At 42.0% G+C, this 19,357-nt stretch carries 19 protein-coding genes and 1 pseudogene; 3 read left to right on the top strand and 17 right to left on the bottom strand.

The window, feature by feature from the left end:
* Positions 1–8 precede the first annotated feature (8 nt).
* From ACH2DQ_RS21585 to ACH2DQ_RS21575, 3 genes are all read right to left on the bottom strand, one after another.
* Positions 9–350, bottom strand: coding sequence for a hypothetical protein (locus tag ACH2DQ_RS21585; RefSeq protein ID WP_394913979.1), 342 nt, complete (start codon positions 348–350; stop codon positions 9–11).
* Complete coding sequence (gene dapA / locus ACH2DQ_RS21580; RefSeq protein WP_394913978.1) at positions 347–1,303, bottom strand: 4-hydroxy-tetrahydrodipicolinate synthase; 957 nt, start codon at positions 1,301–1,303, stop codon at positions 347–349. Before dapA ends, ACH2DQ_RS21585 begins: the two co-directional genes overlap by 4 nt.
* A gap of 425 nt (positions 1,304–1,728) precedes the next feature.
* The gene (locus ACH2DQ_RS21575) at positions 1,729–2,856 is read right to left on the bottom strand and encodes a glycoside hydrolase family 105 protein (RefSeq protein ID WP_394913977.1); all 1,128 of its coding nucleotides are present in this window, start codon (positions 2,854–2,856) and stop codon (positions 1,729–1,731) included.
* 356 nt (positions 2,857–3,212) lie between these two features.
* Between ACH2DQ_RS21575 and ACH2DQ_RS21570 the strand changes: the two genes are divergently transcribed.
* Complete coding sequence (locus ACH2DQ_RS21570; protein WP_394913976.1) at positions 3,213–4,100, top strand: AraC family transcriptional regulator; 888 nt, start codon at positions 3,213–3,215, stop codon at positions 4,098–4,100.
* Here the strand turns inward: ACH2DQ_RS21570 and ACH2DQ_RS21565 are convergent.
* The 6 genes from ACH2DQ_RS21565 to ACH2DQ_RS21540 all read right to left on the bottom strand — a co-directional run bounded on the left by ACH2DQ_RS21565 (position 4,090) and on the right by ACH2DQ_RS21540 (position 9,514).
* Positions 4,090–5,397, bottom strand: a complete 1,308-nt coding sequence (locus ACH2DQ_RS21565; protein WP_394913975.1) for a TRAP transporter large permease — start codon at positions 5,395–5,397, stop codon at positions 4,090–4,092. The two genes, ACH2DQ_RS21570 and ACH2DQ_RS21565, sit on opposite strands and share 11 nt — an antisense overlap.
* A gap of 1 nt (position 5,398) precedes the next feature.
* On the bottom strand, positions 5,399–5,866 hold the full coding sequence (locus ACH2DQ_RS21560; protein WP_395028284.1) for a TRAP transporter small permease: 468 nt from the start codon (positions 5,864–5,866) through the stop codon (positions 5,399–5,401).
* A gap of 60 nt (positions 5,867–5,926) precedes the next feature.
* Positions 5,927–6,949, bottom strand: coding sequence for a TRAP transporter substrate-binding protein DctP (gene dctP / locus ACH2DQ_RS21555; protein ID WP_394913974.1), 1,023 nt, complete (start codon positions 6,947–6,949; stop codon positions 5,927–5,929).
* A 375-nt stretch (positions 6,950–7,324) separates the two neighbouring features.
* Positions 7,325–8,137 carry a sugar phosphate isomerase/epimerase family protein gene (locus ACH2DQ_RS21550; protein WP_394913973.1) on the bottom strand — a complete coding sequence of 271 codons (813 nt, stop codon included), beginning with the start codon at positions 8,135–8,137 and terminating at the stop codon, positions 7,325–7,327.
* A 97-nt stretch (positions 8,138–8,234) separates the two neighbouring features.
* Complete coding sequence (locus ACH2DQ_RS21545) at positions 8,235–9,026, bottom strand: zf-HC2 domain-containing protein (RefSeq protein ID WP_394913972.1); 792 nt, start codon at positions 9,024–9,026, stop codon at positions 8,235–8,237.
* The gene (locus tag ACH2DQ_RS21540; RefSeq protein WP_394913971.1) at positions 9,011–9,514 is read right to left on the bottom strand and encodes an RNA polymerase sigma factor; all 504 of its coding nucleotides are present in this window, start codon (positions 9,512–9,514) and stop codon (positions 9,011–9,013) included. The genes ACH2DQ_RS21545 and ACH2DQ_RS21540 overlap by 16 nt, the downstream gene beginning before the upstream one ends.
* Positions 9,515–9,953: 439 nt before the next feature.
* Between ACH2DQ_RS21540 and ACH2DQ_RS21535 the strand changes: the two genes are divergently transcribed.
* Positions 9,954–10,664 (top strand): hypothetical protein, encoded by a 711-nt coding sequence (locus tag ACH2DQ_RS21535; protein WP_394913970.1) that lies wholly within the window; start codon positions 9,954–9,956, stop codon positions 10,662–10,664.
* A gap of 19 nt (positions 10,665–10,683) precedes the next feature.
* Positions 10,684–10,965, top strand: a complete 282-nt coding sequence (locus ACH2DQ_RS21530; RefSeq protein WP_394913969.1) for an ATP-binding protein — start codon at positions 10,684–10,686, stop codon at positions 10,963–10,965.
* A 161-nt stretch (positions 10,966–11,126) separates the two neighbouring features.
* On the opposite strand, the gene ACH2DQ_RS21525 is transcribed toward ACH2DQ_RS21530, so the two are convergent.
* The 8 genes and pseudogenes from ACH2DQ_RS21525 to ACH2DQ_RS21490 all read right to left on the bottom strand — a co-directional run.
* Complete coding sequence (locus ACH2DQ_RS21525; RefSeq protein ID WP_395028280.1) at positions 11,127–11,846, bottom strand: Ig domain-containing protein; 720 nt, start codon at positions 11,844–11,846, stop codon at positions 11,127–11,129.
* A gap of 18 nt (positions 11,847–11,864) precedes the next feature.
* Positions 11,865–12,983 carry a hypothetical protein gene (locus ACH2DQ_RS21520; RefSeq protein ID WP_394913967.1) on the bottom strand — a complete coding sequence of 373 codons (1,119 nt, stop codon included), beginning with the start codon at positions 12,981–12,983 and terminating at the stop codon, positions 11,865–11,867.
* Positions 12,984–12,985: 2 nt separating this feature from the next.
* A complete protein-coding gene (locus ACH2DQ_RS21515) occupies positions 12,986–13,567 on the bottom strand; it encodes an RNA polymerase sigma factor (RefSeq protein ID WP_394913966.1) in 582 nt (193 codons plus the stop codon).
* Positions 13,568–13,942: 375 nt separating this feature from the next.
* The gene (locus tag ACH2DQ_RS21510) at positions 13,943–14,635 is read right to left on the bottom strand and encodes an L-ribulose-5-phosphate 4-epimerase (RefSeq protein WP_394913965.1); all 693 of its coding nucleotides are present in this window, start codon (positions 14,633–14,635) and stop codon (positions 13,943–13,945) included.
* A gap of 1 nt (position 14,636) precedes the next feature.
* Entirely contained in the window at positions 14,637–16,313 is a 1,677-nt protein-coding gene (gene araB, locus ACH2DQ_RS21505) for a ribulokinase (protein ID WP_394913964.1), read from the bottom strand.
* A 118-nt stretch (positions 16,314–16,431) separates the two neighbouring features.
* A complete protein-coding gene (gene araA / locus ACH2DQ_RS21500; protein ID WP_394913963.1) occupies positions 16,432–17,928 on the bottom strand; it encodes an L-arabinose isomerase in 1,497 nt (498 codons plus the stop codon).
* A gap of 20 nt (positions 17,929–17,948) precedes the next feature.
* Complete coding sequence (locus ACH2DQ_RS21495; RefSeq protein WP_394913962.1) at positions 17,949–19,052, bottom strand: GntR family transcriptional regulator; 1,104 nt, start codon at positions 19,050–19,052, stop codon at positions 17,949–17,951.
* Between the two features lie 88 nt (positions 19,053–19,140).
* Positions 19,141–19,357 (bottom strand): annotated as a pseudogene (locus tag ACH2DQ_RS21490) (ADP-ribose pyrophosphatase); the annotation flags it as partial.

Below are 19,357 nucleotides of genomic sequence, written 5' to 3'. Positions count from 1 at the left end.
ATTACTTTTTACATCTCGCAGATGTACTTTTCAATCATTTTACCGGAACTAACCGATTTACCTTCTACAACCATCTTATCATAAACCACCTCTTTATGGTTCATCAAATTTGTAAAAATACGCCATTCATTTTGAAAAGCGCAGATGGCATAGACATGATTGTGATAATAATCGTTCAGATATTGAAATAAAACATCTTCACTTTCATTCTCACCTAAGGACAGCATTACAAGATGATAAGACTCCGCACATTTTTTCAGAATATCACTGTTATCCCAATCCACATGTTCCTCGTCATGGATGATTACAATTACTCTGTCATTTTCTCTTCCAAGTTCGTGGATTATCATAATGTCTGCCTCCTGTTCTCATGCAAGATGGATGCTCTTTTATAATAAACGCTGCCGGAATCTTTTGCAACTAATTTATACTTTTTCATGACTTTTAACAGCTTTTCAGCCATCACAGGTTCCATTTCACAGAGCGGAAGTCGGCATCCTCCCACATTCCATCCCATATAATTCAATGCCTGCTTAACCGGAATGGGATTCACGTCATAAAACAGCGCTTCGATCAGCTCCAGATATTCGATTTGTAATTCATCGCTTGTTTCCGGATCATGGTTAAAAAAGCTTTCACAGATATCATGTGCCGCCTTTGGTAAAATATTTGATAAAACGGATATTACCCCTTTTGCACCAAGTGCCAGAGCCGATGTGATCTGGTCGTCATTGCCTGAGTAAATATCCAGTCTGTCCTTACAGAGGGAAGAAATTTTAGCTATCTGGGAGAAATTACCGCTCGCTTCCTTAACCGCTGCAATCTTTTCATTTTCACATAAATGAAGATAGGTCTCCGGCTGGATGTTCAATCCTGTTCTGGATGGAATATTATAAAGCACAATCGGCAAATCCGTTGCATCTGCTATTGCGTTAAAATGATAAATGAGCCCCTGCTGGGAAGTTTTATTATAATAAGGCGTGACCTGAAGCAATGCATCTGCACCTGCTTTTTCAGCCTGTCTGGAAAGTTCAACTGCATGTTGTGTACAATTGGAACCCGCCCCGGCGATAACCGGAACCCGATGACCTGTACACTCCACAATAAACCGGATCACATCATAGTGTTCTTTATCGCTGAGCGTAGACGCTTCACCTGTTGTTCCAGCGGCAACAATTGCATCGGTATGGTTTTTTAACTGAAAATCGATCAGCTCTTCCAACTTTTCATAATAAACACTTCCGTCCTCCTTAAAGGGAGTAACCAAAGCAACACCTGCACCTGTAAAAATTGTACGCTTCATATTTTTTACCTCTTTCATACATTTTATTTAAACTATCATGATTTGCTTACAAGCAGCAATGTTAAATTTCCTACATCATAGCACAGCCCATATTAAAATGAGTTGCGGTATCTTCCTTCCTGCATTAAATTTACATTAAATCCGGACATTTACTCTGACCCTGGAGCGAGTTTGAAAATTCATTCTACTGCTCCTCCAGACAGTAATGATAGCGACAGTGTCCGACTGGATCATTGGAGCGTGTTTTAAAATTGCTTTCTGGCAGCTGTGCGTAAACTCCAGCCCGCCCTATGCAAAAAGAAGATGTATTTTATTATATTCAATCAAATGCCGTCAGGAACATAAAAAATGAGATTGGACGATCCGGCTTCTGTTTCCCGCCGGATGGTCCAACCCCACAATCATTTATATGTCTATGCTGCCGCCTATGACAAATGCAGTAATGCTTCCGCCAAAGCCAGTATGGTCAATGACTGCCCATACGCCATGGGTGCAATTAATATATTTTTATAATGATCTGCATCATAACCCATTCCGGTTCCGCCCGATACATTCAGTACGGTTCCTTCCTGGTCTATATTTTTCAGAATTCCTTTCACTGCCCGCTGTGCACATTCCAGATAAGAGTCATCCAGAATACCATATCGGATTCCCTTTAAAATACCTGCCGTGATAGCTGCCGAACCGGACACTTCTTCATAGCTGGATGGATCCAGAAGTACCGTATGCCACAATCCGCTTTTACTCTGGAGCTCTTTCAGCTTACATACCTGTGCTTTATATGTATCGATCACATACTGTTTTAAACCTGCATTCATGGTACCTTTAAACATGTCGATATAATCTAAAATTCCCAAAGTGAACCAGCTGTTGCCGCGGCACCAGAAGATACCCCCGAAGTTATTCTGCTCATTAAAGGTCCAACCGTGGTAAAACAGCCCCGTATCTTTGTCACAGAGATACTTGATGTGCATGAGAACCTGGTGAATAGATTCGTCAATCCACTCCTGTTTTTTGTATTTCTGACCCATTTTATTCAAAAATAAAACCGTCATAAAAATGGTATCAATCCACATTTCATTTTCATTTAAGCGCACTCCCAGACGGTCTCCGTTGGCACTGGTAACATGCTGGAACCCTCCTTCCTTGGTACGGGGAAGACAGTTCATCAGCCAGTCCGCCCATTTCAGGCAGAGATTTTCAAATTCCGGATTGTGATACTGCTCATTTAATTCTACCAACGTAAGCAGCGGTGTAGTTGTATTGATATTTTTTGAAGGCAGTCCCTGCGCTATATTTTCCTCAAACCAGTCATATAAAAACTTCTGGTATTTTTCATTCTTTTCTGTCTTCATTATTTTCAGCAGTCCGTACAGACCAACTCCCTGTGGCCAGTCCCATTCCCGGATACCGAAATCTCTTTTAAAAAATCCAATAGATTCCCCGCCGTTTTCTTCCAGTTCCTTCTCGTTTTCCGGACCGCCCAGGTTCAATAGCTTATCGATTACAAGATCTAATTTCTCTCTCAGTTCTTTTTCATTAATATTTTTCATTCTAATCCTCCATATCTTTCAAACAAAGTCTAAAACATGTACGCTGTTACTGTGTACATACAGCCCCCTGCGCCGTCGATACACAGTCGCGCACCTGACGCAGATTCTAGTACAGCGTTGCACAAATAATCAAGACATACACACCGGCTATCCGCACCAGGCACTACATATCCAAATATTTACGCCGGGGAACACTGGCTTTTTTAAGTTGCTTATTATATAATGTACTAAAAATATCATACTGTCTGTCATGCGGACAGGTTCCGGAGCGTGCTTGAAATTTGCTTTCTAACACGCTCCGGTTAAACTCTGCTGTACGGTGCAGTGTTACAATCCCAAAGAAAAGGTGGTAATCCATGGAAAAAGTAATCTATTATGCGGAAATGGAAGGGATCTCCCTGGAGCATATGGTGCGAAACGGTAAATTTGACATGCGGGTCAAACATTTTCACAATGAGTATGAAATCTTCTATATCTTAGAAGGAGAACGCCTCTTTTTCTTTCATAACCGGAATTATCTGGCATCCAAAGGGGATCTTATCCTGGTAGATACTAACCTCATACACATGACAAAATCTGTCTCTGATGAAGACCAGGGCCACAACCGTATTATTCTTTATATTGGCAAGGCTAAAATGCAGGAACTGGGCGAAAAATTTCCAGCCCTGGGTTTAGTCCGTTTCTTTCAGGACAACTATGGGGTATATCATTTGAATCAGGAGCAGCAGTATCTGTTTATGCAAATGTACGAACATCTGCAGGCTGAATTCAATCAAAAGCACCGGAACTATAAATATGCAATCGAACTGGAGATTCTCTCCTATTTTCTCAAACTGGTAAGGGACATCTCCCATCACAATCAGGAGACTCCGCAATTTGGCAGTGAGAGCAAATACCGGACAGCTTATGCCGTTGCGGATTATCTCTCTGAACACTGTCAGGAAAACATCTCCCTTGAGGGTCTGTCCAGCCATTTTTACCTGAGTAAATATTACATCTGCAGGGTATTTAAAGAAGTAACCGGCTATACCATCAGTGAATATATCAATATCCATCGCATCAAAAAGGCAAAACGCTGCTTAGAGGAAACGGACATGAGCATTTCCTCCATCGCTCATGCCCTTGGTTATGAAAGCATTACCTATTTTGAAAAAATGTTTAAGACTTATATGACCATTTCCCCTTTGAAATACCGTAAAACTTTAAATACGGTGACCCATACTAATAAACCTACTAACCCATAAGCCCAAGAACAGACGGCAGCCAGGTACTCAGTGCCGGGATAAATGTGACGAAGAGCAAAGCGACCAAAATCGCACCGAAAAATGGCAGGAGCTTCTTCATGACATCTTCTACCTGTAACTTCGCCACACTGCATCCTACGAACAATACACTGCCTACCGGAGGGGTTACGGTTCCGATGGATAAGTTCATAACGATCATGACACCGAACTGAATCGGATCCATACCCAGGCTGGTTGCTATTGGCAGGAAAATCGGTGTAAAAATCAAAAGTGCCGGAGCCATGTCCATGAATGTTCCTACAATAAGCAATATCAGGTTGATAATCAGCAGGATCACAATCTTATTGTCAGAAATGCCAAGGAGCAGGTTACTGATTGCCTGAGGCAGCCCCGTAAAGGACAGTACGAAAGATAATATGGAAGATGCTCCGATGATCAGCATAACTACAGCCGTCATGACTCCCGTATCAACCAGAATCGCCGGTATCTCTTTTATTTTAATACTCTTATATACGAACACCGATAGTAAAAACGCATATACCACTGCTATACCGGAAGCCTCCGTTGGTGTAAAGTATCCGGAGAGAATTCCACCGATAATGATTACCACCAGCAGTAAACTTGGAATCGCATCCCAGATCGTTTTCAAAATAACCGATCCTGTCAGCTTCTCTCTTTTAATAACATATCCGTGTTTCTTCCCGTAGAAAAATGCGACAATCATGCAAAGCCCTGCCCATAGCAGTCCCGGTATCCAGCCAGCCATAAATAATGTGGCAACGGATGTTCCGCCGCTTGCTGCTGAGAATACTATAAATGCCGTAGTGGGCGGAATTAACTGTCCTACAGGAGCGGTGGCAATATTCACTGCCGCTGAAAATCCTTCATCGTAACCCTGTTTTTTCTCAAGAGGATTCATTACCCCGCCAATCGCCGTAGCCGCTGCGATTCCGGAACCGGATATGGAACCAAACATTGCGTTTCCTGCGATGTTGGTCAGTGCCAGAGAACCCGGAACCTTTCCAAGTACTAACAATGCCAGGTTAATCAGTCTTTGGGCAATGCCGCCGCTGCTCATCAAAAGACCTGCCAGGATGAAAAAAGGAACTGCCAAAAGGGTAAAACTATCAATTCCTCCAACTAATTTCTGGGCGGAGATGAACATCCCGAATCCAGGAGATAAAAACATGATAATTGTCAATAGTGCGGAAGCTATGATGCTAAAAGATACGGGCGCACTCATCGCCAGCAGAAAAAAGAATGTGATTACCAGAACAATCGCTGCCTGTAATTCCATATTATTCTACCTCCTTTAATTTTTTCACAAAACCAATCATCCGGTTTACGCTGTACATAAGCATCAGGATTCCGCTGATTGGAACACATGCATAATACAGCTGCATTGGAATCTGCATTGCAGGAGAAATCTGTCCTGCTGAATTCATCGTGACCAGCCAACCGCCGGCGATCATAACAAACACACTCAACACAATAATTAATACTTCAATTCCTATCTTAGTTATTATATTATTTTTAGGCTGAAAGCTTTTTGTTAGAACACCGATGGATAAATGCTTTTCTTTCCCGTAGGCATATGGAACTCCCAGCATCGTTACCCAGATTAACACATATCGTAAAAACTCTTCTGTATATTTACTTGGATTTCCTAACACAAACCTCGTTATTACCTGCCAGAAACAGCCGATTACCATTACCGCAACGAGAACAGCGATCACTGTTTCCAAAACTTTATTTATTATTTTCATCTTGGTACCTATTGCTTATTACAGCGCAATTTCCTTTCTATTTCTATTTAACCCGGAGAGTTATTCCGCATATTTCTGAATATCCTCATACAAAGTATTATAGGAATCCCCCTTTGCACAGAATGCTTCCCTGATAGGCTGTACCGCTTCAATCAATGCTGTTTTATCAATATCCCTGTAAACGGTAACTCCATGTTCTTCTGCCTCTTGTATCGCAGATTCCATCATTCCTGTATAAAGGCTTTTAAAATTTTCATTGGTACGTTTCAGGCTTTCTTTTAAGTACTCCTGCTGTTCCTCTGTCATGCTGTTCCATTTTTTTGTACTGATTATATAAATATCCGGTGAATACTGATGCTCTGTGTAAGTATAGGATTTCACCAGATCCTGATGTCCGTCAACCGTAAGTGCCAGTTCGGTATTTTCTGCACCGTCCACGATCCCCTGCTGAAGAGAAGTATAGGTTTCTCCTGCCGCCATCGGTACCGGAGAACCTCCCATTTTTTCAATCATATCCATGGATGTGGTACTGGGCATGGAGCGGATCTTTTTACCTTTCAGTACAGATGGATTGTCACACTTCACGTCTTCTTTCAGATAAAAGTTACGCGCGCCATTGGCATAGTAGCCGATTGCTATGTATCCCTCTTCTTTAGTTGAATCAAAAAGCTTCTGCACTGCTTCACTTTTTTCCATGGCATCATAATAATGCTGCTGCCCGTTGAATAGATAAGGCACTGCAAATATGGAGTATTCGTCCCGGAACTGCCCCAGGGTATTGGAACTGACTTTTGCCATATCCAAAATCCCGGCTTTTACCATCTCGATAATTTCCTTTTCTGTTCCGAGAACACCGCTTGGATAAATCTTAACCTGCATATTCTGGCTCTCATCTTCTGCAACTATGTCTGAGAACAGTGCTATGGAATCTGCAATTTCAGATCCTGCGGACTGATTGTGTGCCAGCCTGATCTCCACTTTTTCGCTGGAATTTGCACTTACTACTTTAAAAAAAGTAACTGATACAATCACAATCCCGATTAGAGCCACTGCAATTCCGAGTGTTTTCTTAATGCTTTTCATGTACTTTTTCTCCTTTTTCATCTTGAAAATATACAAATATTTCGAACTTTTTTAGCAATATTGTACAATTTCTATATATTTTATTCCATGCTATTACAGCACTTCTTATAATTGCATTATAACATAGATAGATGAGTCTTTCTTCTTTTATGTTGCAGTTCTTTGTCTTTTTTCAAACTATATTGCACCATTTTTCGATAAAATTAATCAAAACGGCATTCTTCAATAGAGCGTGTTTGGAAAATAGACAAAAAAACGATGAAAAGCCGTCAAGGACGCTAAATGCGAATTTATCCTTGACGGCTTTTCATCGTTTTTCTGCTGGCGGTGTGTTTATTTTGCCCATGGTGCACCGCTTTTCCTTGCTGAGTTACCTTAAAATTTTTTTAAAAATGCAATATCCTCTTTTGCTGACTGTGGATTCATCTCTTCTCTTAACAGATACATATCCGGTTTATGATTTCTCAGCCATTGGATGATGGTATCGTATTCGATAACGCCTTCCCCCAGTCTGGCTGGAACATACCCGCGGTTATCATCCAGACTGAAATCTTTTATATGCATGACATCTATGTACCTGCCTGTCTTATCCAGCCATTGGCTCCAGTAAATCTCCTGGTTTGTATCTTCGGGAAATTCCAACAGATTAGAAGCGTCAAAGATCAGACGCAGGTGTTCGCTATCCTGTACGTGGCTGAATACGTCCAATACCGCTTCTACATTTTCCAGGGGATGCCAGTACACCGGTTCTATTGCCAGTTTTACATCCAGCTTCTGTGCTTCTTCTACCACACGTTTTATACTGTCCATCATGAAAGGGTACCAGATTTGCTTTTCTTCCTTCATAAGATGCGGGTATGCCGTTTCCGTTCCCACCACCTTCGCTCCCACTTCTTTACTGTAAGCCAGACACATTTTCAACGTCTGGACGGCATTGGCACGAACCGCCTCATCCGGATTACCCAGATCCATATAGCATCCAAATACAGGTATTTCGATCTGATGCGCTTCAAACGCTTTACGTATTCTCTCCAGATGCTTCAGGGTTATATCACCGTATTGCTCAATTCCTTTAAATGCCTTTGGCAATGCCAGCTGTGCCGCCTGATATCCCTCTTGCTGCAGCACTTTTGCCAGTTCTTCGATTTCCATCTTCCCATAGTCATGGGCGCGAACTCCAATTTTCATAGTCTCCTCCAATCAAAAACGCATAAGTAAAATTCTAAATTCTCGTTAGTTTCATCTTAATAAACTACCACAACTAATTTTTCTTGTCAAAAGTTTTCTACCCTTTTCTGCCGGCTGCTCTTTTTTTATTCCTCAGCCAATTTCCTGCGAACCAGAAAATAATTACCATAATCAGACTGGACATACTATTGATAACAATGGAGCCGATGGATGAATTTTTTGTTCCATAAACAGCCAGGATATAGAAATTGCCTAAGGTGTTGGTAAATATATTCCCCGGTATCGCAAGCAGTACCAAAAGCGCCAGACTATGCCAGATATTGAGATGAAAAATCCGAATTGCCAGATCTTCTATCCAGACAATCACCAGCCACAAGCAAGTAATGGGTACCCCCAGTTTCCATAGCCAATTCCCTGTGTATTCCACAGCAAAATCCTTCAGGGCAAATTGAATAATCATCAGTAATGGTATAATCAGCACCGTAATACATAAGAGTGTTTTCTCCGGCTTAAATTTCTTGGATTTTATACATACATAACCGCATGCCATAGCAAATGCTACGCCTCCCGCTACAATCAGTGACCAGTTAAAGGTTCTGTCGATAGCAAAATTTACGATCATACACACCATAATGCCAATTAATCCAAGGACAGCCAGCCCTCCGGTTATATACCTGAGCTGAGTCCATCCCAGATATTTCTTAAAATTCTGAACTTCCGGTGCAGTTTCCACTGGAATTTCTTCGCGCATCTCCAGATAGATTTCTTTGCACTTTGTACATCCCTCCAGATGTTCTTCGATACTTTCATTTGTTGCCCCGCCTGTCATATGCTCGATATAATTAGGCAGCAGATCTCTTACTATTTCACAATCTAATTTTTGTCCCATTCTTTTCTTCCTTTCACTAATTTCTGTTTTCCTCTGTAAAATGTCACTCTTGCCCATGTTTCGGATTTTCCAAGAATATCTCCTATCTCCGCAAAGCTCAGTTCCCCGGTGAGCCTAAGATATATGACTTCTTTGGTCTTTTCGTCAAAATGATGCAGCTTTTTAAAAAGCTCTACCTTTTCGATATTCAGTAAATAATCATTTTCAATATTTTCATATGACGGTATCTCTTCTGTCAGTTCATCCACAGATACCTGCTGCTTTTGCCGTCTTCCAAGTTCCCTGTACCAGAGTCTTTTTGCAATCTGGCACAGCCAGACCGATACTTTACATTCCCCCCGGAATTTCTCTATACCCCTTGTAGCCTGGTAAAAAGTTTCCTGGGTCAGTTCCTCAGAAATGTCGGCACTATGGGTCAAGCAGAACAAATATTTGTATACTGCTTTCACATTATTTTCATATATCTGTTCCATATCCTGCTTATCCATCTCATTCACCTGTACCGCCCATTCAATCAGTTTGAAAGCACCGGGCAGAATCGCATCCTTTCGTATTTTTATCTCTCAAACGTATACCCCTGCATACCGCTGACGGGTCTGCGGTATGCATTAATAAGTAGTTTGAAACGCTTTTTGTCTCAAACTTTCACCTCCTGTCTATAAGTTACACGAAAACCGGATTCGTTACATATTTTTTATAAATAAATTGTATATCTCCATTTTACCCGGAATCTATGTCACCGTCCAGGCATTTTACCGTGATCCTTCAACGTCCTTTTGGCTGGCGTTGCAAATATATTATTTATCAAGTAAAATAGGCTGTGTAATTTTATTTATACTTTTGCCAATATCCATATAGAACAACATAACCCGTTGTTCGTGTGCTTTGGCAACAGAAAGGGCGGCCTATGCCGCAAAGGTAACGATAATGGAACCGGCAAACGGAAACCTTGAAATTTTTGCTGCGCTGGTCATTTTTATACTGCTCATCGGCGTTAGCTGGGAAAAATCAGCCGGCATCCTCGAAAAACGACTGACAGCAATGGTTGCCTGTCACATGGCAGTTCTGCTTTTAGATGCCGCACGATGGCTTTTATATCAGCGTACCGACTTAAATGTGCTGCTTATTTTTCTGTCTGTCGCACCGACTGTTTTAGCGTTGCTTGGAAATTCCATTTTTCTCTGCTTTACGGTGGATTTTTTATCCCAGCGTGGACCAATTCCCCGTAAAGCCACTATTCCGATGGTCTTTCTTTTTGTATTTGCCATTATCACTTGGACAATATTTATTTTGTTAAACGGGGTGCATAGTGCAGCCAATATGCAGACCAACTATGATGCCATGCAGTATAGCTGGGGCTATTGGATTGGACACTTTGGCTGGGCTGCGGCGTGTGTCATCGGTCTTGGAATCCTTTGGCACTATCGGCAAGGGCTTCACCGCAAGGAGCTGCTGTCCCTTTCCAGCTACTGTGCTTTTCCCCTTGTCGCATTAGTCCTGCGATTTTTTTGGGACGGACCGCAAATTTTTCTTTCCACGTCTCTGGCTTTGATTTGGATTTATGCGGTCGTACAGCGTGATCAGCGCCAGCGCTTGCAGGCACAGGAAAACCAGCTTACGCATACAGCCAATTGTTGAAAATGCGGTGAAACATGGTGTGACCAAGATAAAGACAGGCGGCACAATCACCATTATTACAAAAGAAAGAGAAGACTGCTATGAAATCATAGTCGATGACGATGGCTTTGGCTTTGACATTGACAATGTGCAGACAGATTCAGATACGCATATCGGCATTAAAAATGTACGTTACCGCCTGTGGTCAATTTGCCACGGAACGCTTACAATTACCAGCAAACCGGGAGTGGGCACGGTTTCCACAATAAGAATACCTAAAGGAAGAATGAGTGAAGAATTGCGGCAGATAAATGATCGATAAAGGCAGAGGTATCCGTAAGGGGGATCCTCTGCCTTTTCTATGGGCTATGTTTTTTACAAAAGAAATGTCTTGATTTTTGAACCTTATTTAACATACTGCGGGCAGTAAATATAACCTGATCTTGCCATTTGGATATATTCACGAATCATCTTTTAAATATGTCAATCATCATATTCATCATCATCGTCGTCATCATCGTAATCGTCATCCAAAAGCTCATATTTATCTTCCAGATAATTTTCTATGGTTTCTTTATAATCTTCCAACTTATCCAGCTTCCTGTCCAAAGACTTCATCTGGCGATAGGATAATTTCCCGTCATGATAAGCATCTTCAATCTGATCATCTAAACGGTCTGCCTTTCTGTCGATTGCATCCAATTCGCGCTCAAACTTTAAATATTGCTGTCTTGCGGCAGCAACATCGGCTGACACTTTTGATTTCTTTATATGATCGAATACTTTACTATACTGATTCTTATAACTTCTTATTTTCTCTTCCTGTTTTTTAACGGACATTCCTTTTGCCTTATTCTGAACCGTAATCTTGAAGTCAGCTTTTATTTTTGTATTTTTAATCTTAACTGATATGACGGCACTGCCTGTTTTCATAGCTTTAACTTTTGTATCATCATCTCTCTTTTCCAACACCTTAACCACTTTCGTGTCGCTGCTGCTCCAAATAATGTTGCGGTCTCTTACTTTTGCGCCTCTTGGAAGGATTTCACTGTCCAGATCCATGGTCTTCCCCACCTGCATAGTGTTTGCGTCCGCTTCTATCGCTATCTTCTGTGGTTTTGGTGCCGCGAAAGCATTTGCTCCCATCATAAGAAATGTGCACCCCATTAAACATATTATTTTTCCCATCTTTTTCTTCATCATAATTACTTTCCTCCATTATCAATCGTCATCATCCGGTTCTTCGTCATCGTCAGAATCATCGAAATGTTCGTCATCACGGTCATCATCCAAGTCCTGTATATCATCACGGTCTTCGTCCAAATCATCATCCCAATCCTGCGCATCATCACGGTCTTCGTCTAAATCATCATCCCAATCCTGCGCATCATCACGGTCATTGTCCAAATCATTATCCCGGTCTTCCATATCATCCATCAAGTCATCTTGGTCATCTTCATCAGTATCCCTCGGATTACTGCGTTTTTCCTGACCTGCTGCCGGCTTCTGCTGCTGCATATTCAGGGAATTCTTTGATTCTTCTCTCTCATCAATGATATCTTCCACATTTTCCAGAATTGATTCATCTGACTCATAGCCTTTCATATCTGAAATGTCAATCCCCCTAATCCGGATCAGATGGGCTAATTCCTGCATAGACATTTTTGCAGCCTCTTCCAGCTTCAGTTCCGGGTCTTTCTCACTTAATTTTAATAAAAATGCTGCCTTGCCACAGGAAATATTGTACTTATGGGCAAGCTCTGAAATTTCTTCATTGCTTGTAATCTCCTGATTATAAATAACCCCTTTAATATTTTTCTGATCCAGCACCTGCCGGATATCCCCTACAATGGATTGACAGATTTCATCTGCTTTCTTCGTGTCTTTATTTTCCACCGATACCAGTATGGAATTGTTTACCTCGGTAATATAGCCTTTTCTTACCATGGAACCAATGAGTGCATTTACAGCTGTATTCAGTTCTACATTATGCAGATTCATATCTGCCAGAATAATTTCACCATCTGTATTGAGGGCCTTTACCTCCACAACCTGATTCTTTCGGTTTGTCTGAATCTCTACACTGGGATTGACATCAATGTCAATGGTGGTGTCGATCTGGTTATTCCAAAAAATACGCATTCCCAATATCAGTACCAGACAGGCAGCTAATGCTGCTGCTCCCCGAAAAGCCCTCTGTAAATATTTCCAGGATTTTGGTTCTTCTATGAGCCAGTCTTCCTTTTGCAGCTTTTCATTTTCAGATGCTGCCACTTTGTTGTAAACATCAGGAGTAATGTCTTCTATTGCCTGTTTCAATCCTTGCCCGATCTTTTGCATTTTTAAGACATCCTCCCTTCTATATAATTTCGTAGTTTCTTCATTCCGCGGTTATATTTTGACAGTACTGTAGAAAGGGGGAGCTTGACTAACGCTGCAATTTCCCGGTGTTTCATCCCGGTATTGGCATGCAGAATAATAATCTGCCGTTCCTCATCCCCTAATATGGAAAATGCTGCTTCCAGCAACAGTTTATTTTCCTTATCTTCTACTGCTGAAAAATCCAGCATATTCTCTAGCTCTTCATAAGGTGATGTCTGAGTATTTTTATCTTTTCGAATCTTCATGTAAGACAGATTTCTTGCAATGGTAAATATCCAGGCAAGGGGCTTTCCCTGGGGTTTGTACAGATGTGCCCCTGTTTTGATTTTAATATATGTCTCCTGCAGAATATCCTCTGCATCATACTGATTCTTTAGTATCGATAAAATAAATCCATAGACTGCCTGGTAAGTCTGGTGGTACACCGTTTCCAGTGCCTGCATATCACCCTCTGCAATCTGAATGAATAACTCTTCTTTCACAATCTGACCCAGCCGTTGATTTTCATTTTGCTCTTCCGGAATTAAACAAAATAGAATCATTCGTAATCCACCTGTATAAGATTGTCTCTTTCCCTTTCTAATTAGTTAATGCTTGATCTAGACGTTTTATTGCATCGAATAAAAAATTTTTGAAATATTTTCCAAAAAATGATTGTTATGGTTATTTTACCATATCAGACCTTCGGCAACAATTAACATTATTCCAACACGTGAACGCATTGCGCAGAAAATATCCTCTCAGCCCCCCGTCATTATTTCCATAAAAAAAGGACCTTTACCCAACGTCCTTTTGATCAGACATTGGGCATAAGCCCTTTTTATTTTACTCCCAAGTCAAATGGACGCGCTAGCGTGTCCGTTTGGCTCGTTGATCTAGAGGGAAAGTGGATTCTTTCCACAGTTATATCCTGAAATTTATTTACCCTGCCCGTAATAAGCACCTTCCCCATGTTTCCGGTAATAATGTTTATCCTGCAGTTCCTGCGGTGCAGGCTCTACCTGTGCGTTGATGCGTTCGCAGCGGGCAGCCATTTTAGCCACCTCTTCTAATACCACGGCATTATGTACGGCTTCATGACCGTCTTTTCCCCAGGTAAACGGACCATGGTTTTTGCACAGAACAGCCGGCATTGCCTTGTAATCATTTTCCTTGAAGTAGTCCGCGATCAGAAGACCTGTATTTTTTTCATAAGCATCTTCGATCTCATCTTGATTCAGGCATCTTAAGCATGGTACCTCTCCGTAAAAGTAGTCCGCATGTGTCGTACCATAGCACGGAATGCTTCTACCCGACTGTGCCCAACTGGTTGCCCAGGAAGAATGAGTATGTACGATTCCTCCGATTTCCGGAAATGCCTTATATAATTCTACATGGGTAGGCGTATCGGAAGAAGGATTGTACTTTCCTTCCACCTTATTTCCCTCAAGGTCCATGACTACCATGTCTTCCGGTTTTAATTCATCATAGGGAACTCCGCTTGGCTTAATTACAAATAATCCTTTTTCTCTGTCTATTCCGCTTACATTTCCCCAGGTAAAGGTAACTAACCCGTATTTTGGCAGTTCCATATTTGCAAGGTAGATCTCTTTTTTCAATTCAGTTAACATATTAATTCTCCTTACGTGCTTCCGCTTTTATGGTCTTCAGGCGCTTCATCACATCATTTGCCCCCCGTCCAAAGTAATCGTGTAACGTCTTGAACTCTGCGTAAAGTTTCTTATATGCCTCTACATTTTCCGGAATTGGCTTATAGGTCTTCTCTTCCACTTTTCCCATTACCTTTGCAGCGTCAAAGATAGAATCATATCCGCCGTTTGCAGAACCTGCTGCCACCGCACCGAACATAGCTGCTCCAAGTGCTGGGGACTGGTCGGATGCGCCGATAAAGATTTCTTTTCCGGTTACATCTGCATAGATCTGCATCATCATGGGGTTTTTCTTGGAAATACCGCCGCATGCATACAGTTCATCTACCGGGACGCCGGACTCTTCAAAGGTTGTAATAATCATATTTTTTCCATAAGCAGTTGCTTCGATTAATGCACGATACATTTCTTCCGGTTTTGTTGTCAGGGTCATTCCCATCATTAAGCCGGTCAGATCCACATCTACGAGGCAGGAACGGTTTCCATTCCACCAGTCAAGTGCAAGGAGCCCGCTTTCACCGATTTTTAATTTGCTGGCTTTTTCCGTGAGCAGCTGATGGATTCCCATCCCCTTTGCTTCCGCTTCATCGTAATAAGCTTTCGGCACACAGTTTTTCACAAACCATTCAAAGTGATCGCCCACACAGGACTGTCCCGCTTCATAGCCATAGAATCCCGGCAGAACACCGTCTTCTACTACTCCGCACATTCCAGGAACCACTTTTTCCACTTCACTAACCATAATATCACAGGTAGAAGTACCAATGATCATCAGCATTTTATTTGGCTCCGTGATGCCAACTGCGGGTACTGCAACATGTGCATCTACATTGCCCACTGCAACTGCCGTTCCGGCTTTTAACCCAACCTTGCCTGCCATTTCTTCCGTTAATTCTCCGGCTTTTGCACCCTGAGGATAAATATCTGTACTGAGTTTATCTTCCACCAGATTCTCAATTCTTGGATCCAGTGCTTTATAAAATTCCTTATCCGGATAACCTTTTTGTTTATGCCACAGCGCTTTATATCCTGCTGTACAGCTGTTTCTTGCTTCTTTTCCGGTTAACTGCATGGTTACCCAGTCAGCTGCCTCCATAATTCTGGCTGCTTTATCATAGATATATGGAGCTTCATCCAGAATCTGCATCACCTTTGGTACTAACCATTCAGAAGAAATCTTACCGCCGTATCTTGCAAGGAAATCTTCTCCTCTTTCTTCTGCAATCTGGTTTAATTTATTAGCCTGACCCTGTGCCGCATGATGTTTCCATAACTTCAGCCATGCATGAGGTTCTTTTTTCAGATCTTCATGGAAACAAAGAGGTGTACCATTTTCATCAACAGGCAGAATGGTACATGCCGTAAAGTCAATAGACATACCGATCACATCAGCCGGATTTACTCCGGATTCTTTCAAAACAGAGGGGATGGTAATTTCCAGTACTTCCAGATAATCAGCCGGATGCTGCAGTGCCCAGTCAGGACCAAGTTTTGTTCCGTCGGGAAGAAATTCATCCATAACACCATGGGTATATTCTTTTACAGCCTGTGCCAGAATTTCCCCATTTGTGACGTCAACCAATACTGCACGTCCTGATTGTGTTCCATAATCCACACCAATTGAATATTTTTTCTCCATTGTCCACATTTCTCCTTTAACTTTATCATTATTATACACATCGCATATTACAGGCCTGCCTATAATACCGCCATGATTTTCGTTTAACCCCGAGCGTGTTTAAAAATTGCTTTCCGCTCTATCTGTAAAAAACCTCTCCTAAACGTAAATCGCTTCTGAAGTTTCGGATTTTCGTATCCTTGTCAATATAAACTGCCTCAATACCCATTGCTGCTGCCCAGTCGCCCATCTGCTCTGCATCCAGGTCATAGGAAAATGCTGTATGATGTGCTCCGCCTGCATAGATCCATGCTTCTGCCCCGGTTGCCAGATTTGGTTCCGGTGTCCAGAATGCAGTTGCTACCGGAAGTTTCGGCATTGGTTTTTCTACTTTCTTGCAGTTTACATCATTGATAATGAGGCGGAAACGGTTCCCCAGATCTACCAGTGAAGTTGCCACTCCTTTTCCTTCCTTAGAAGTAAATACAAGACGTGCAGGATCTTCTCTGTCACCCATGGACAGCGGATTCACTTTTATACCGATCGGACCCTCTGCAATTGTGGGGCAAACTTCCAGCATATGTGCCTGTAAGATTCCTTCTTTGCCAGGTACCAGATTGTAGGTATAATCCTCCAAGAAAGAAGTACCCTTCGCATCTTTCACACCATCTGCCATAATCTTCATAAGACGTACCATTGCAGCTGTTTTCCAATCACCTTCCCCACCGAATCCGTAGCCTTTTTCCATCAGTCTCTGGATTGCAAGTCCCGGAAGCTGCTGTAATGAGCCCAGATCACCAAAGTGCGTTACGATTGCCTGATAGTTTTTCTCCTCCAGGAAACGTTCAAATCCGATTTCAATACCTGCCTGAACAGCAACGTGTCTGCGGAATTCCAAGGGGTCTCTGCCCTCTAAAATCATTTCATATTTATCATAATACTCTTCTACTAATACGTCAATGTCACCAGCACTTACATTCTGGACATATTCTGCGATTTCATTGACCGGATAAGCATCAATTTCCCAGCCAAACTTGATCTGTGCTTCTACTTTATCGCCTTCGGTTACTGCTACATTTCTCATGTTGTCGGCTACACGGCATACGCGGATATGGCTGCTTTCCATGATACCAACAGCCGTTCTCATCCACTGTGCAATTCTTTTTTGTACCGCTTCGTCATCCCAATATCCTACCACTACTTTTCGTTCAATTCCCATGCGTGTTACGATGTGGCCGTATTCCCGGTCTCCATGTGCAGACTGATTTTCATTCATAAAGTCCATATCAATTGTATCATAAGGGATTTCCTGATTAAACTGTGTATGTAAATGAAGCAGCGGTTTCCTGTATTCCTGCAATCCTAAGATCCAGGATTTTGCAGGTGAAAAAGTATGCATCCAGGTAATTACACCTGCACACTCTTCATCCGCATTCGCTTCGTTGAACGTTTTACGGATTAACTCATTTGTAATCAGCGTTGGTTTCCACACTACTTCAAAGGGAAGCAGACCAGATGCATTTAATTTTTCCACGATAATTTTAGAATGCTCTGCTACCTTTCTCAGACATTCATCGCCATACAGATCTTGTGATCCTGTAGCAAACCAAAACTTGTAATTTTTTGCTGCTTTCATTTTAATAATCCTCCTTAAGTTTAATATATATTTTTTTGTTCTGTTGACTCTCTGATAATTAATTCCGGTTTAATCAGCCGCTCCACCCGGCTTTCCTCAGGGGGAACTTTGCGAATCTGCTCTAACAGCAGTTCGGCTGCCATCTCACCCAATTTTTCCTGTGGATGTGCGATGGTTGTAAGCGGTACCAGACCATTCTCCGATATAATCGAATTATCATATCCCGTAACAGATACATCCTCTGGAACTTGTACGTTCCTTTTTTGCAGGGTTTTAATAACTTCCAGTGCAATCTGATCATTATAGGAAACTACCGCATCCAGGGGAATCTTCTGCGAAATCATACGCTCCACCATCAGTATCGGCTTACTTTTCCGGTCTTCGGTATGAAACCAGATTACCATATCCGGGTCATAGGGTATCCCCGCCTCATTGAGAGCCTTAACATACCCCTTATGCCGTTCTTTACCCTGGCTGTCATCTGCCTTAAATACCCCAGCGATATGTACATGTCCCGTATCCAGCAGATACTTTGTCAATAAATACCCTCCCAAGCAGTCATCCATCAGGATATGGGGTCTTTCTTCCATCTGGGGATACAGCCCCTGGATAAACACATATGGGATCTCATACTCATCCAGCATTCCATACAAGTTCATGTGCCTGCACAGAATCTGGCTTTTACTGGGTTCAATAATTAATCCGTCAATATCCTTTGTCAGGATATCTTCCAGTACTTTTGCCTCATTTCCCCGGCTGTTTCCCGTATTCTTCAACATAATGCTGTAGCCGTTTGCCGTCAGCACCTTGTCTATACCCTGGATCAACCTTGGAAATATATAATCCGAAATATAGGTGGTAATCACCGCAATATTCCTGGACTTCTTCTGATGTCCCATACGTTCCGAGCAAAAAGTTCCACGACCATGCTGCGCTGTCACATACCCCTCATTCGTTAAAATGGAGAGCGCCTTACGCACCGTATGCCTGCTGACTTGAAAGGTTTCTGACAGTTCATTTTCTGACATCAGCTTCTCTCCGGGTTTAATCCTTCCGGATAAAATATCATTCTTCAGCTGTTCCATTAACGAAAAATATTTTGTTTTTCCATTCTCACCTGTCATAGGCACCTCCTTGCATTTATTATATAACTTGTATGCTCATACCTACAAGTTGTTGTTTTCACAAAAATCAAAAAAATAGTACCGGCTTTTAATCTACCGGCACTTCCCACGCCTCATCTGCAAGCGCCCGAAAACACATTTCCACCTGTTCTCTGTTATTTTTCTCTTCTGCAAGCTCTGGCAGCTCATCCAGTCCAAAGTATCCGCTTTCGACCGTTTCTATATTTTCCCGGAAAGCACCGCCCACAGCCTCGCACAGCATAAAGAACTTGCAGATTCCATATGCATACACCGGCTGGTTATGC

Source organism: Robinsoniella sp. (assembly GCF_034124845.1).
This window is presented reverse-complemented; position numbering and strand designations above follow the sequence as displayed.